This window comes from Gilliamella sp. (assembly GCF_024104075.1).
Lineage (GTDB): Bacteria > Pseudomonadota > Gammaproteobacteria > Enterobacterales > Orbaceae > Gilliamella > Gilliamella bombi.
Genome location: NZ_JAGGHR010000002.1, coordinates 1 through 14,337 on the forward strand (window position 1 = coordinate 1; position 14,337 = coordinate 14,337).

The 14,337-nt window shown below is 35.8% G+C and carries 12 protein-coding genes and 2 pseudogenes; 1 reads left to right on the forward strand and 13 read right to left on the reverse strand.

Annotation, left to right across the window (positions count from 1 at the left end; translation table 11 throughout):
• Positions 1 to 484: 484 nt before the first annotated feature.
• From mnmE to J6569_RS00905, 3 genes are all read right to left on the reverse strand, one after another.
• Positions 485 to 1,846, reverse strand: a complete 1,362-nt coding sequence (gene mnmE, locus J6569_RS00895) for a tRNA uridine-5-carboxymethylaminomethyl(34) synthesis GTPase MnmE (protein WP_296317207.1) — start codon at positions 1,844 to 1,846, stop codon at positions 485 to 487.
• A gap of 100 nt (positions 1,847 to 1,946) precedes the next feature.
• Positions 1,947 to 2,570 (reverse strand): YdcF family protein, encoded by a 624-nt coding sequence (locus J6569_RS00900; protein ID WP_174798639.1) that lies wholly within the window; start codon positions 2,568 to 2,570, stop codon positions 1,947 to 1,949.
• A 12-nt stretch (positions 2,571 to 2,582) separates the two neighbouring features.
• The gene (locus tag J6569_RS00905; RefSeq protein ID WP_174798640.1) at positions 2,583 to 3,146 is read right to left on the reverse strand and encodes a DNA-3-methyladenine glycosylase I; all 564 of its coding nucleotides are present in this window, start codon (positions 3,144 to 3,146) and stop codon (positions 2,583 to 2,585) included.
• Positions 3,147 to 3,379: 233 nt separating this feature from the next.
• On the opposite strand from J6569_RS00905, the gene J6569_RS00910 reads away from it, so the two are divergent.
• Positions 3,380 to 4,729, forward strand: a complete 1,350-nt coding sequence (locus J6569_RS00910) for an MFS transporter (RefSeq protein WP_174798641.1) — start codon at positions 3,380 to 3,382, stop codon at positions 4,727 to 4,729.
• A gap of 134 nt (positions 4,730 to 4,863) precedes the next feature.
• On the opposite strand, the gene gorA is transcribed toward J6569_RS00910, so the two are convergent.
• The 10 genes and pseudogenes from gorA to nusB all read right to left on the reverse strand — a co-directional run bounded on the left by gorA (position 4,864) and on the right by nusB (position 14,333).
• The gene (gene gorA, locus J6569_RS00915; RefSeq protein ID WP_174798642.1) at positions 4,864 to 6,219 is read right to left on the reverse strand and encodes a glutathione-disulfide reductase; all 1,356 of its coding nucleotides are present in this window, start codon (positions 6,217 to 6,219) and stop codon (positions 4,864 to 4,866) included.
• Between the two features lie 227 nt (positions 6,220 to 6,446).
• Positions 6,447 to 7,877: a bifunctional D-glycero-beta-D-manno-heptose-7-phosphate kinase/D-glycero-beta-D-manno-heptose 1-phosphate adenylyltransferase HldE gene (hldE, locus tag J6569_RS00920; protein ID WP_174798643.1), complete on the reverse strand. Its 1,431-nt coding sequence runs from the start codon at positions 7,875 to 7,877 to the stop codon at positions 6,447 to 6,449.
• Between the two features lie 46 nt (positions 7,878 to 7,923).
• Positions 7,924 to 8,694, reverse strand: a complete 771-nt coding sequence (gene tatC / locus J6569_RS00925; protein WP_174798644.1) for a twin-arginine translocase subunit TatC — start codon at positions 8,692 to 8,694, stop codon at positions 7,924 to 7,926.
• 59 nt (positions 8,695 to 8,753) lie between these two features.
• Positions 8,754 to 9,032 (reverse strand): annotated as a pseudogene (gene tatB, locus J6569_RS00930) (Sec-independent protein translocase protein TatB); the annotation flags it as partial.
• Between the two features lie 66 nt (positions 9,033 to 9,098).
• Positions 9,099 to 9,275 (reverse strand): annotated as a pseudogene (gene tatA / locus J6569_RS00935) (twin-arginine translocase TatA/TatE family subunit); the annotation flags it as partial.
• Between the two features lie 80 nt (positions 9,276 to 9,355).
• Positions 9,356 to 10,897 (reverse strand): ubiquinone biosynthesis regulatory protein kinase UbiB, encoded by a 1,542-nt coding sequence (gene ubiB / locus J6569_RS00940; RefSeq protein WP_174798645.1) that lies wholly within the window; start codon positions 10,895 to 10,897, stop codon positions 9,356 to 9,358.
• 14 nt (positions 10,898 to 10,911) lie between these two features.
• Positions 10,912 to 11,688 carry a bifunctional demethylmenaquinone methyltransferase/2-methoxy-6-polyprenyl-1,4-benzoquinol methylase UbiE gene (gene ubiE / locus J6569_RS00945; RefSeq protein WP_034911549.1) on the reverse strand — a complete coding sequence of 259 codons (777 nt, stop codon included), beginning with the start codon at positions 11,686 to 11,688 and terminating at the stop codon, positions 10,912 to 10,914.
• A 62-nt stretch (positions 11,689 to 11,750) separates the two neighbouring features.
• The gene (nadR, locus tag J6569_RS00950; RefSeq protein WP_167370050.1) at positions 11,751 to 12,686 is read right to left on the reverse strand and encodes a multifunctional transcriptional regulator/nicotinamide-nucleotide adenylyltransferase/ribosylnicotinamide kinase NadR; all 936 of its coding nucleotides are present in this window, start codon (positions 12,684 to 12,686) and stop codon (positions 11,751 to 11,753) included.
• Between the two features lie 150 nt (positions 12,687 to 12,836).
• On the reverse strand, positions 12,837 to 13,892 hold the full coding sequence (locus J6569_RS00955; RefSeq protein ID WP_085164227.1) for a TrmH family RNA methyltransferase: 1,056 nt from the start codon (positions 13,890 to 13,892) through the stop codon (positions 12,837 to 12,839).
• A 21-nt stretch (positions 13,893 to 13,913) separates the two neighbouring features.
• The gene (nusB, locus tag J6569_RS00960) at positions 13,914 to 14,333 is read right to left on the reverse strand and encodes a transcription antitermination factor NusB (RefSeq protein WP_034911540.1); all 420 of its coding nucleotides are present in this window, start codon (positions 14,331 to 14,333) and stop codon (positions 13,914 to 13,916) included.
• Positions 14,334 to 14,337 lie beyond the last annotated feature (4 nt).

Sequence of the window (14,337 nt, forward strand, 5' to 3'; positions counted from 1 at the left end):
GAGATAGGTGAATTTTATAATTAAAATAGGGTATTAGCTTTAGGACTTTTTGATTTTTGCGGAATAATTAATATTGCTGATAACATCTAAAACACAAACACGCCCAACAACCCAGTTTGACGTGCTAGCTTTATTTCGTTATCGGTATATTTTGGCGCTCTGATAAGGCAAACTTATTAATATTGTGGTGCTATCGATGTGTTTTTTGCTTTAAAATCGCTTAGGTAGGATATTGATTTTATTTGATTTTTTGTTTTAGTGAAATTAATTCGCTATAAAGTATCTTTGGGAATTTTATATTTTGTTTAAGCCTATTTGAATGCATTTAAATATTACATGCTAGCTTTAATTTGTTCATGATAAAAAATTCTTACTTGAGATGCTGATTTTCTTAGTTGTCAGCACATTTTGATATTGGAATGTACCAACAACTAGGCAATGTTCTGCTTTATAGACTCTATTTAGCGTAGAATTAATGTTTGACCTATTTACCAATACAAAACGAACTGAATATACGGCCTAATAAATCATCAGAAGTAAATTCTCCTGTGATTTCGCTTAAGGATTCTTGCGCTAATCTTAGCTCTTCCGCAAGCAATTCACCAGCATGGAAGGTGACTAGTTGGTGTTTACCATTATTTAAGTGCTCGGCTGCCTTTTCAAGTGCTTGAAGGTGGCGGCGTCGGGCTAAGAATCCACCTTCAGTGCTGCTAGTAAAGCCCATGGCCTGTTTTAGGTGTTCGCGCAATAAGGTAACGCCTTCGCCTGTTCGTGCCGAAAGTTGAATGAGTGAGTAGCCGTTTACTTCGCTATATCCTAGCTTTTCGCCTGTTAAATCGGCTTTATTACGAATTACGGTTACTGGCATATTTTTAGGTAAGCGTTCAATAAATTCAGGCCATAGCTTTTCTGGGTTGGTTTCTGTTGTGGTTGTGCTGTCAACCATAAATAATACACGATCAGCTTGCTCAATTTCTTGCCAAGCACGTTCTATACCAATTCGTTCCACTTCGTCACTAGCTTCTCGTAAACCTGCGGTATCAATAATGTGTAGTGGCATGCCATCAATATGGATATGTTCACGCAGTACATCACGCGTGGTGCCTGCGATATCGGTCACAATGGCAGCTTCACGCCCAGCTAACGCATTAAGTAAGCTTGATTTTCCTGCATTAGGACGCCCTGCTATGACTACTTTCATGCCTTCTCGTAACAGTGTTCCTTGTTTAGCTTCTTGGCGAACTTCGCTTAAACGAGTTATTACTTGGTTAAGCTGTGCTTCTATTTTGCCGTCAGATAAAAAGTCAATTTCTTCTTCAGGAAAATCGATTGCTGCCTCGGTAAATATGCGTAAATGAATTAAGGATTCAACCAAGGCATTCACTTTTTTAGAAAATACTCCTTGCAAAGATGATATTGCCGATTTTGCCGCTTGTTCTGAGCTAGCATCAATCAAATCAGCAATAGCTTCGGCTTGAGCCAGATCTAGCTTGTCATTTAAAAATGCACGCTCTGAAAACTCTCCCGGCTTTGCAATGCGGATGTTAGGAAGTTCTAATATACGCTTTAAAAGTAGATCCAAAATAACTGGACCACCGTGCCCTTGTAATTCAAGTACATCTTCGCCTGTAAAAGAGTGTGGATTTGGGAAAAACAGCGCAATACCTTCATCTAAGATTGAACCATCAGTAGCTAAAAAAGGAAGATAATGCGCATACCTTGGTTTGGGTATTTGCCCTAATACTGCCTGAGCCACGGCTTGGGCTTGGGGTCCAGAAATGCGCAATATACCTACGCCACCACGACCTGGTGGTGTTGCTTGTGCAACAATTGTGTCTGATTTCATATTTATCTGTAGCTGATTTAAATTTCAATAATTAATGATATCATGGACGCAGGGCAAAAACAGTAGTTACCCGTGCTTTTGCCGTGATGCGCCGATAATTCTAGCTAGATGGTTGACTGGGTAATTGGTTTTCAGGGGGATTACTATCGCTTGGATGGTCGAATAACCAAGAATTTGCTAGTGCTAGGGGTTCTCTTATTAATGCGATATATTTATCTCTTTTAGTCAAATCTAATGGCGCCGCTAAGCCTGATACTTCGTTAATTCCTGAACGTTTAGCAAGCATTAGCGATCTCAATAAATGAAAATCATTGGTTACCACAACCGTTTTGCCTAAAGGTAATATACGATTTGCATAGATAAATTGTTGGGCTGTTCGGGTTGATTTGTCTTCTTGATAAATTCGATTAGCATCGATCCCTTTTTCAATTAAATATTGAGCCATTACACTAGCTTCAGTTGCAGATTCGTTTTTGCCCTGTCCGCCACAAACAACAACTTTGGTTTGTGGGTTATTTTGTAAATAATTTATGGCAATATTTAAACGCTCGGCTAAGGTTGAAGAAGCTATGGCTGGTGTGTTAATCACTTGGGCTCCCAATACGACCAAGGTATCGGCATTTTTTATTGGTTTTTGCAACGAAGATATATAAATCGCAATGTTAGCAATAATGAAATAGGCTAATATTAAGGCTATACCATACTTTATTGATTTTGCTATCATCCATTTTTTCCTTTATTTTTTATAACAATTTTCAAAATGATCGTTAATTAATCCCATGGACTGCATAAAAGCATAACAGATGGTAGAACCAACAAATGTAAAACCTTTGTTTTTTAGCGCTTTTGACATTTTTTCTGATATATCAGTACTTACGGGAACTTCGCTTTTATCATTAAAATGGTTAATAATTGGTTTATTATCAACAAACGACCAGATAAATTGCGAGAAATCTTCACCATTTTTTTGCATGTTTAAATAAGCATGAGCATTTTTTACAATGCTATTTAGCTTTAAACGATTACGAATTAGTCCTTTATTTTTTAAAAGATGTTCAATATCTTCAGGCGTTAGCTGAATAATTTTGTGTGGGTCAAAATTAAAAAAGCAACGTCGATATTCATCTCGTTTTTTCAGAACAGTGATCCACGATAATCCCGCTTGTTGCCCTTCAAGGCAAATTTTTTCAAATAGTTTAAGGCTATCATATTGGGGGTTGCCCCATTCGTTATCGTGGTAATGAATGTATATTGGGTCATCCAAAACCCAACTACAGCGTACTTTGTTGCTATTTGTCATCAAATTTTATCCAATTTATCCATTATTGATTATGCTTTATCGTGATTTATATTTTTTAAGCTTCGATTAGTTGAATTATAAATCAAATAAGTAGTTTTGTTACATACATTAAATTTTTTTATGATGAAAAAAAAGCCTTTTTTTTGTGGCAGAATGAATCTCACGTTTTTAACTTAAATCAATAAAAGATAGATTTTTTATTTTCTAACTTAATTTAATAATAAGGTTTTTCCATGAGTCAGTCTGTAATCAACGCGGAATGGCAGCCTAGTGCTCGACCATTAAATCGGCAGGATTTTAAAACGTTAGTTTTGTCCTCTTTGGGTGGTACATTAGAATTTTATGATTTTGTTATTTATGCGCTTTACATCGATACCATTGTAAAACCACTATTTTTACCGCATTTTTTATCGCCATTAACGTTAGATTTATTTGCATGGGGCATTTTTGCTGCTGGTTATTTGGTTCGTCCTGTTGGTGGCATAATTATGGCGCACTTTGGTGATAAAGTGGGACGTAAGCGAATGTTTACCTTAAGCGTGGCTATGATGGCATTACCTACATTTATCATTGGTGTTTTACCAACTTATGAAGTGATTGGTATTTTTGCACCTCTGTTATTATTAGTAATGCGTATGCTTCAAGGTGCTGCTATTGGTGGTGAAATGCCAGGAGCTTGGGTGTTCATTGCTGAGCATGTGCCAAAGCAACGTTATGGTTTAGGTATCGGTACGTTAACTTCAGGTATTACTGGCGGTATTTTACTTGGCTTTATTGTGACTATCGTTATTGATCTTTGTTTTACCACCGTAAATATTTTAGATTATGCTTGGCGTATTCCGTTTATTATTGGTGGTATTTTTGGCGTTATTTCGGTTTATTTACGTCGATTTTTATCTGAAACACCTATCTTTAAAGAGTTAGCGGCACGCAAAGCAATTGAAAAGAATATTCCTGTCGTTACCGTGCTTCAAAAACATAAAACAGCTTGCCTAATTGTGGCTCTTTTGACTTGGTCGTTGTCGACGGCAATTATGGTGGGTATTTTGATTACACCGGGTCGTATTGTAGGTGGTATGTACCATTTTGCTAATCTTGATTGGCGTATTGGTGGTTGTATTGCTGCACTAACTTTGACTATCGGTTGCGTTATTTTTGGTTGGTTAGAAGATAAAATAGGTACAACCAAAACTATGCTAATTAACTGGGGCGGACTTGCTATTATGAGCATTGTATTTTATAGCTCTTTGTCGCCAGATATGTCCTTAACTAAACTTTATTCGCTTTGGGCTGTATTTGGGCTATTTATTGGTTCTGTTGCAATGACAGCAATAGTTGGTACAAGAGCTTTCCCTCCTGCGATCCGTTATTCGGGTTTGTCATTTTCGTATAATTTAGCCTATGCGCTATTTAGTGCATTTACACCAACATTAACCATTTATCTATTAAGCCCTGAACATTTATTAGGTCAATATAGTTATCTTGGTGCTGGTATTTACATCTCTTTTGTAGCGTTAATTGCGGTTGGGGTCGGTTTCTTTCCTTTAGCTAAAAATGGCTGGCAAAGTGATGCAAATCATTAATCGATAAAAGCCTAAATAATAAAAACATTAATTATAAAAATAATCACGAAAGATCAACACGCCCTAATATATAAAAATATTAACAAAACAGCAGGACTAATAGCCTGCTTTTTTATTACTACTATCGGTCGTTTTTAACGCATGGTAACAAACTCTTCGGCAGCAGTTGGGTGAATAGCCACCGTATTATCAAAGTCTTTTTTAGTTGCTCCCATTTTAAGCGCTACTGCAAAGCCTTGTAACATTTCGTCCATTCCGTAACCAATGCCATGAATACCAACAATTTTTTCATCTCTCCCCACACATACTAATTTCATTCGACAAGGTTGTCGATGCTGTGTTACTGCGGTGTACATTGCTGTAAATGTTGATTTATACACTTTTACGTTTTCTTCACCATACTGCTGTATTGCTTCTGGTTCAGTCAATCCTACTGTACCAATTGCAGGATGAGTAAATACGACGGTCGGAATATTACTGTAATCTAAATGTTCATCAGATTTATTGTTAAATAACCTTTCTGATAAGCGGCGCCCTGCGGCAACTGCAACAGGTGTTAATGCTATAGCGCCTGTAATATCATCACCGACAGAATAGATGCCCGGAACATTGGTGTTTTGGTATTTGTCGACGATAACAAAACCTTTATTATCAACCGCAATTCCTGCCGCCTGTAAATTCATGTCATTTGTTGCTGGATCACGTCCAATCGCCCAAATTAAACAATCAACTGTGTAACTTTCGCCATTTTCGAGGTTTAATGTTAGTGAATTATCACTATTTTTAATTACCGATTTTGGAACCGCAAAAGTATGTAATTGTTGACCTTCAGTAGCAATAACTTCCATTAAGGTTTCAATAATAAGCGGATCAAAAGATCGTAGTGGTGTAGCATTGCGAACAAATTGATGTGTTTGTGCGCCCAAAGCGTGTAATACACTTGCTATTTCGCAAGCAATATAACCTGCGCCAACAACTGCCACACGTTTTGGCAAGGCTTTTAGAGCAAAAAAGCCATCTGAAGTAATGCCATATTGCGCACCTGGAATATTGGGAATGCTTGGTTTTCCGCCAACAGCAATTAGAATATGATCAGCACTATAGTGTTCGCCATTTACCTCAACGGTATGAGAGTCAACAAATTTTGCATAGCCATGAATGACGTCAACTTTATTATTAGTAAGTACCCGATCATAAGACTGATGAATGCGATCAATATAAGCAGTTCGACTAGCAATTAATTTATCCCAATTGAATTGATTAATAGTGGTATCAAAACCGTAATCGGGACCATAATGTTTTATAGCTTCTGCAATTTGAGCACCATACCACATTACTTTTTTGGGTACACAACCAACATTAACACAGGTTCCACCTAATAATTTGGCTTCAATAATGGCACATTTCTTTCCATAGGACGCAGCTCGATTAATTGATGCTATCCCTCCACTACCACCACCAATGGCAATGTAATCATAATGTTTGGTCATAAAATATCCTTAATACTCTTTTTCGTTATTTGCTTATTAGCTTTGCATAAAGATCACAATAAAAAAAGTATTAATTTTGAAATTTAACAATAGTTATTAACGATTGATTAAAGTGTATTAATTTTTTTTACTGATTTTTATCTTAAACAAGAATTAACTAAGGTTATTAAGAGCTGAAAAGCCAATTGGCTACTTATTTCCAAGTAGCCAATTTTATTTGTGATTATTTAGCTTAGCGTTTTTTTTATTGCATTAATAATGTTGGTTGTTGAACATCCATCTTCAAAATTGAGCACTTTAACAGTTCCACCAGCAGCAATAACTTCTTTACCGCCAGCGATATCTTCAGGTTTATAATCACCACCTTTGACTAATACATCGGGTAAAATAGTGGCTATTAATCGCTGTGGTGTTTCTTCCTCAAATGATACGACCCAATCAACTGAATCAAGTGCACCTAATACAATCATTCGTTGCATAAGTGGGTTTATTGGTCTTGATTCACCTTTTAACTGCTTAACCGAGGCATCGCTGTTCACAGCAACTATTAGACGATCACCAAGTTTACGCGCATTAGCAAGGTAAGAAACATGTCCTGCGTGTAAAATATCAAAGCAACCATTGGTCATGACAATTTTTTCACCACGCATCCGTGCTTTTTGAACTTCTTCTTTAAGTTCTTCTTCTGTCATTACACCAAATCCGTCATCGGCACGTGCTCGAATGGCATTACTTAACTCTACTTGTGATACTGTTGAAGTGCCAAGTTTACCAACAACAACACCCGCTGCCGCATTGGCTAAGAAACAGCTTTCCTCTAAAGATTGCCCTGCGGCTAAAGCTGCAGCTAATGTGGCAATTACAGTATCGCCAGCACCTGTTACATCAAATACTTCTTTAGCTTGAGTCGGTAGATGATAAGTTGGTTTATCTAATTGAAGCAATGTCATGCCTTTTTCGCTTCGTGTAACCAATAGCGCTTTTAGTTGGTACTGTTTAATCAGTTGGTGGCCTTTTTCTATGATTTCATCTTCACTTTGACAATGACCAACTACCGCCTCAAACTCTGACATATTAGGGGTTAAGATTGTTGCACCGCGGTAACGTTTAAAATCAGTCCCTTTAGGATCAACTAGAATTGGTACATTTGCTTGATTAGCAAGCTTAATTATTGCTTGAACTGCTGATAATGCTCCTTTAGCATAGTCCGACAAAACCAATACTTTATGCGTCGCCAATGCTGTTTGAATACGCTCAAGAATAGGAGTTGCATCAATATTGCCAAATCCTTCTTCAAAATCAATACGGATCAATTGTTGATTACGTGATAGGACTCGTAGTTTAGTTATGGTTGGGTGTGTTGAAACAGAGACAAAATCACATTGAACTTTGTGTTTACTTAGCTGTTCATCAAGAATTTTGGCTGGTTCATCAATACCTGTTAATCCGATTAGTCTCGCGTTACCACAAAGCGATGTAATATTCATAGCAACATTAGCCGCACCACCTGGTCGCTCTTCTAAAGAGTCAATTTTAACTACAGGTACTGGCGCTTCGGGGGATATCCGATTAGTTCCTCCATACCAATAGCGATCTAACATAATATCGCCTACAACTAATACATTGGCACAATTAAAATCAGGTAATGAGGTCTTCATTATGACTTGTTATCCTTAATTATTCAGTTAATTCATCTTTTATCTGTTAACTATCTTTATCAGATTCATAATTGTCGTTATCTTCTGTTTTGTCATTTTTTCGTGGTTGATAAAAACGGGCAAAAAAAGTGCCGATTTCAAACAGTAAACAGATAGGTACAGCTAGTAATATTTGTGAAAATACATCGGGAGGTGTAACAAACATTGCAACGGCAAACACTCCAACAATTATATAAGGGCGCTTTTTTCGTAGACTTTTAGGCGTAGTTATCCCTGTCCAACAAAGTAGTATAATGGCAACGGGCACTTCGAAAGCAAACCCAAAAACAATAAAGAGTGTCATTACAAAATCAAGGTATTTTGTAATATCTGTATTGATAGCTACATCAATAGGTGCAGTGTGAATAAAAAAGTAAAATGCTAGTGGAAACACCACAAAGTAAGCAAATGCGATACCAAGATAAAAGAGAATTGTGCTTGATACAATTAACGGCATTACTAGACGTTTTTCATGTTGATATAGTGCTGGTGCGATAAATCCCCAAACTTGATACAGTATGTAAGGAATTGAGATAAATATTGCCACCACAGCAGTTAGCTTAATTGGAGTAAAAAATGGCGCTGCAATATCTGTTGCTATCATGCTACTACCTTGAGGTAATTGGCTGATAAGTGGATTTGCCACGATATGATAAATATCATTGGAAAAATAGAGTAAGCAAGCTAATACTAGCAAAATACAGATAATAGAGCGTAGAAGCCGTGTTCTAAGTTCAACAAGATGTCCAATTAATGGTTGTGTAGCGTCGTCGGTCATGATTTATTTTTATCTGAGTGAGAGTGAGAATCGATCAGCGTTGCAGAGTCGATCTCGTTTTGTAATGATTCTGTTACGCGCTTTAAATCATCAATTGATTCTTGAATCTCTGGCGTAAGTGTTGTTAAACCACTTTGTTCAGCCTTTTTTAGACTGTCTTGTAACTCTTGCAGTTTAAGTTCTTTATTTAATTCTAACTGTACAGTAGCAGACATTCGGCGGAGTACTTTTATCCATCCTGCAACTGTTTTTATGGCAATAGGTAACCTTTCTGGCCCTAAAACCACTAGACCAATAATTAATACCAATAGTAACTGACCAAAGCTGATGTCGAACACGGGTTACTCTTTTTTGCTATTGTTAGTATCTGTATTGTTAGTATCTGATGAGTCAATATTCTCGACTTTTTGTAAATTGTCTTGCTCTTTTTGGTCGTGGCCGTCATCATCATTCATCGCTTTTTTAAAGCCTTTAATTGATGCGCCAAGATCGGACCCTAATGTTCGTAATTTTTTTGTTCCAAATAACAAAACAACAACAGCAACTAATATGAGGAGTTGAGGCAAGCTTGGCATCATGATAATTATCTCCAGTAAGGTTAATACCTAAATTATACACACAAACTACAATTTTCCCAAATAACTAGTTTTGTGCTCAATTCTTAATGCACAATTAGTATAATAATACATAATGCACAAAATAGTGCAATCGCTGTATATAAATTTCGTTCACGCTTTTTACTACGCTGAAGTTCTTGATTGATTTGCTGTAATTGAACATTCATTTGTTTGGAAATTCGTTCATAATCATTTAATTTTTCTGGTAACTGTGGCAACATGACCCGCCACTGAGGCAACGATTCCCAAGCTTGTTGTAGTATCTTTTTAGCACTATATTTATCTCGATACCACTTTTCTAAAAACGGCTTTGCTGTTTGCCACAAATCAAGTTCTGGATAAAGCTGACGACCAAGTCCTTCAATATAAAATAGCGTTTTTTCAAGTAAGGTTAGTTGGGGTTGGATATCCATGTCAAATTGGCGTGCAACTTGAAATAATTGCAGTAAAATCTGTGAAAATGAGATTTCAGAAAGTGGTTTTGAAAATGCGGGCTCACATACATTGCGCATTGCCATTTCAAGTGCAATAACATCTGTTGTTGCTGGTACCCAGCCTGATGCAATATAGGTTTCGGCTATTTTTCGATAATCTCGATTGAAAAATGCTAAGAAATTTTCTGCAAGATAGCGTTGATCATCAGCACTTAATATACCAACAATCGCACAATCAATACCAATATAACGTGGATTTTGTGGTTCTGTAATATCAACAAAAATGTTGCCTGGATGCATGTCAGCATGAAAAAAGTTATCACGAAACACTTGGGTAAAAAAAGCTTGTACTCCTCGTTCTGCAAGTAATTTCATATCAACATTATTTTGCTTTAACTGATCGATATCTGCAATGGGGATCCCTTTAATGCGCTCTTCAACCATCACATTTTTTCGACATAAATCTTGGTAAACATAAGGGATATATAAAATGTCGCTATTGATAAAATTATCGCGTAATCTAGCCGTGTTGTAAGCTTCTTTTTGTAAATCTAACTCTTTTAATAGTGTCATTTCATAATCATGCACTATTTCAACCGCTCGTAATTTTTCGCCTGATTCAATCCGCTTAGTTAATTGTTTAGCCACCCAATACATCAAACTAATATCGGCTTGGATAACGTGTAAAATGTTAGGACGCAATACTTTGATAACTACTTCGGCTTGACTACGTTTTAATATCGCCTTATGAACTTGTGCTATTGATGCTGATGCTATTGGTTTTTCGTCAAAATCTGCAAAATAATAATCAATTGGCTGCTCTAAAGCTGACTCAATTATTTGTTTGGCAATTTTACCGTCAAAAGGGTTAACTTGGTCTTGTAATTTTGCCAAAGCATCGGCTATGTGTTTTGGTAAAATATCTCGTCGAGTTGAGATCATTTGTCCAATTTTCACCCAAACTGGACCTAGTTCTTGTAACGCTAGTTGTAAACGTTCACCGATTTCTTGATGTTTTGCTTTAGCTCTAACCCAAAACATACAAAATAATAAAGTACGCAACCATTTTGATGAACGATGTTTTGGCAACAATTCATTTAATTGATAAGCTCGGAATACAGTTAATATTTTAAACAGTCTAAAAAATGTCATTATTATTCATCGCATCAAAATTTAAAGCCAGTATGTAACGCAACTATACCACCAGTCATATTGTGATATTTCACATCGACAAATCCTGCATCTTCCATCATTTTTTTCAATGTATTTTGATCAGGATGCATACGGATAGATTCAGCTAAATAACGGTAACTTTCAGAATCATTTGCCACTATTTTCCCCATCAATGGTAACATGGTAAATGAGTATAGATCATACGCTTTATTCAGAATTTGATATTGCGGTTTAGAGAATTCAAGAATTAATAAACGCCCGCCAGGTTTTAATACTCGCCACATGGATCGTAATGCTTTTTCTTTGTCGGTGACATTACGTAATCCAAATGAAATAGTAATACAATCGAAATAGTTATCTGCAAAAGGTAATTCCTCGGCATTAGCTTGTACATATTCAATGTTTTTAAATAAGCCTTTGTCACGTAGCTTATCTCGTCCCACTTTTAACATCGATTCGTTAATATCAGCTAACACAACCAATCCATCATCACCAACAAGTTGCGAGAATTTTGCCGTTAAATCACCAGTGCCTCCTGCCAAATCTAAAACTTTTTGACCTTTACGCACGCTACTATATTCAATGGTAATTTTTTTCCAAATACGATGTATGCCAAATGACATTAGATCATTCATAACATCATATTTATCAGCAACAGAATGAAATACTTCAGCAACACGTTTTACTTTTTCTTGTTTGGGAACTTGTTTGTAACCAAAATCAATTTTTTCTTGATTTGTATCGTCTTGTTTGTCAGAAGATTGAGACATAAAAATTTACCTATCACAAATAATTGACTTATTTTAACATAAGCCACAATAAATGTGATGAACTAAATCAATAATGCTTCAACCTCTTTTGTGATTGTTTCAAAATGTTCCAGCCGTGAGGATTTTGGATTTAAATCTTTTTCGTGAATGACTAAATCAAAATGATAACTGTCTTTAAAAGCTTTTAAAATTTCATTATTTTTTTGAAATAATTGATTGTAGTACTGTGCTAATGTTTCAAAATCAATTGAGGTAAAAACAACCTTATTGGCGCTTTCAACAGCTTTTGAAATCCGTTCTACATGTAACATCGCAATTTTCATAAAATCAGATTCACTCAAATAGCGTTTGTTATGCTGAGTTAAGATTTCTCGCTCAATATAATTAATATAACCGTTAGGTACATATTGAGTATTATAAATATTAGCAAATTGAATAGGTAAATCACGAAATCTATTTTGACCAACAATAGCTACTTTTTTAACAAAAAAAGGTTTTGCTGCTTGTGCGATATAAGACCAGTTTTTATAAGGATTTTCACGGATTTGGGTTGCGCTGATGCTTATAAAATCTCGATTGGCATCAACAATGATTACCGGACAGCCAAAATAGAGTTCATGATTTTTGACATCTTGCGGTTCACTAGTAAATACTACGTTAGGCTTAATTTTATGTTCGGAAAGAATTTGCTTAACGCGACAACTCCAATCTTGCCATCCATTGGGATAAAATTCAATACCAGCTTCATCAAGTACATGGATATGAATATTGTGGCGATCTTTAAACGTCTCTTTTAACCATGAAAAGCGGTCGCTAACTTGTGGTTGTTTGGGTAAGCGGCTTTTATCAAATAGCTGCTTATCACGTGATGCCTCACAGCCCAATATGATATGTAACACATCAACTTGGCTCATTGCTTTTTCAATCAAATAAATATGACCACAATGTAAAGGATAAAACTTCCCAAAAATTAAACCAACTTTATGCTTTAAAGCCATAACCATTACCAAAATACACAATAACTAATAACAATTTACAGAAAAAAAAAGCAATTTCTAATCAAATCATGCTATTTGATATATTTTACCAATTAGTAAAATAACTTTTACCATACAAATAGTTGATAATAAAGATAAAATAATACTTTATTATTTTTGTAAATTAGATAATAAAATACCCGTTGCAACCGAAATATTTAACGCAGGCATGTTATCATTTCCCTTTAAATGAACAACAACATTAGCACAATTAATAAGTTTTATATTAATTTGTTGAAATATAACTAACGCAACTTTTTTATCAAACTTGATTTTATGCAATTGAGTTGATGCAATGGATTTTGCCTGACACGGTAATAACGCAACAACTTGGTAACCACGCTGTTTAAGCATATCAAGTGAAGCAACAAAATCATCACTTTTAATTGATTCAACAGCCTCAATACCACCTTCTGCCACACGCATGGCAGCGCCACTATCGAGTAAATTTGTTTGACGTAATATAACGCCATTAACACCATAAAAAGCAGCACTACGAATTAAGCCACCTAAATTATGGGGATTATGAACATCGTCAATAGCTAAAATACAATCATGATCTTTATTACTATTATTTTCTAAATAATCCAATAAGGTAAGTGGGACACGTTTTTTTACAATTAGGCAGACACCGCCATGGTGCTGAGTTTGAGTTATTTTACTAATTTGCTCACTAGAGATAACATCATAACCTAACCGTTGTTTGACTAACCAGTCTATTAGATCTTTAAACTGATAAGTCATCTCTTGGGTAATAAATAGTTTAACAATAGCTGTGCGTCGATGTTTGAAAACTGCTTTACAGCTATTTTCACTATAAACTAAAGTTTCTTCTTTACGTTGGCGATAGCCATCATAACCAAAGGTCGGTACTTGATCATTAGCGCGAACCTTTTTTTGCCATGGTGAATCATTATCGATAGATGATTGAGATTGATTAAGTTCAACATTAAACCGCTTTTTTGCAAACTCAGATTTATCATTTCGAGGTTTGAATGTTTCAATACGATCATGACGATCTCGTTTAGATTTCAACTGAAATGAATCATCTTTACGCTTCTCTTTCCATCGAGAGGGCTTTTCAATAGCAGAGCGAGAATGTTTTTTAGATTCACTATTTTTGGCGTAAAAAATAGATGGTTTATTTTTTTCGGTATTGTCGTTCATATCAATCTCACAATTAATCGGTTATCGCGTACGGATGGTTGGGGCTATTTTATCTAATACGCCATTAACAAATTTATGGCTGTCAGCAGCACCGAAGGTTTTTGTTAAATCAATGGCTTCATTAATTACCACTTTATAGGGCACATCTTGACGTTTCATTAATTCATACAGTGCGATTCTAAGTATCGCTAATTCAATTTGTCCTAATTCATCAACAGATCGTTCAGTGAGATAAGGCGTCATTTTATCATCTAATTCGGCAGTATTTTTTGCTACACCATTTAATAATTCACGAAAATACTTAGAATCGACGCCTTTCATATCTTGTTCTGCAATAAAACTTGTCTCAACATCAGCAAGATCGTTTCTGGAAACTTGCCAAGAGTAAATGGCTTGTACCGCACATTCTCTTGCTCGACGACGAGGATTAACTAATGCCACAAAA

Excerpts from the sequence above, each read along its gene's own strand:
- mnmE (WP_296317207.1), bottom strand. The coding sequence starts at position 1,846 with ATGAAATCAGACACAATTGTTGCACAAGCAACACCACCAGGTCGTGGT.
- J6569_RS00900 (WP_174798639.1), bottom strand. The coding sequence starts at position 2,570 with ATGATAGCAAAATCAATAAAGTATGGTATAGCCTTAATATTAGCCTAT.
- J6569_RS00905 (WP_174798640.1), bottom strand. The coding sequence starts at position 3,146 with ATGACAAATAGCAACAAAGTACGCTGTAGTTGGGTTTTGGATGACCCA.
- J6569_RS00910 (WP_174798641.1), top strand. The coding sequence starts at position 3,380 with ATGAGTCAGTCTGTAATCAACGCGGAATGGCAGCCTAGTGCTCGACCA.
- gorA (WP_174798642.1), bottom strand. The coding sequence starts at position 6,219 with ATGACCAAACATTATGATTACATTGCCATTGGTGGTGGTAGTGGAGGG.
- hldE (WP_174798643.1), bottom strand. The coding sequence starts at position 7,877 with ATGAAGACCTCATTACCTGATTTTAATTGTGCCAATGTATTAGTTGTA.
- tatC (WP_174798644.1), bottom strand. The coding sequence starts at position 8,694 with ATGACCGACGACGCTACACAACCATTAATTGGACATCTTGTTGAACTT.
- ubiB (WP_174798645.1), bottom strand. The coding sequence starts at position 10,897 with ATGACATTTTTTAGACTGTTTAAAATATTAACTGTATTCCGAGCTTAT.
- ubiE (WP_034911549.1), bottom strand. The coding sequence starts at position 11,688 with ATGTCTCAATCTTCTGACAAACAAGACGATACAAATCAAGAAAAAATT.
- nadR (WP_167370050.1), bottom strand. The coding sequence starts at position 12,686 with ATGGCTTTAAAGCATAAAGTTGGTTTAATTTTTGGGAAGTTTTATCCT.
- J6569_RS00955 (WP_085164227.1), bottom strand. The coding sequence starts at position 13,892 with ATGAACGACAATACCGAAAAAAATAAACCATCTATTTTTTACGCCAAA.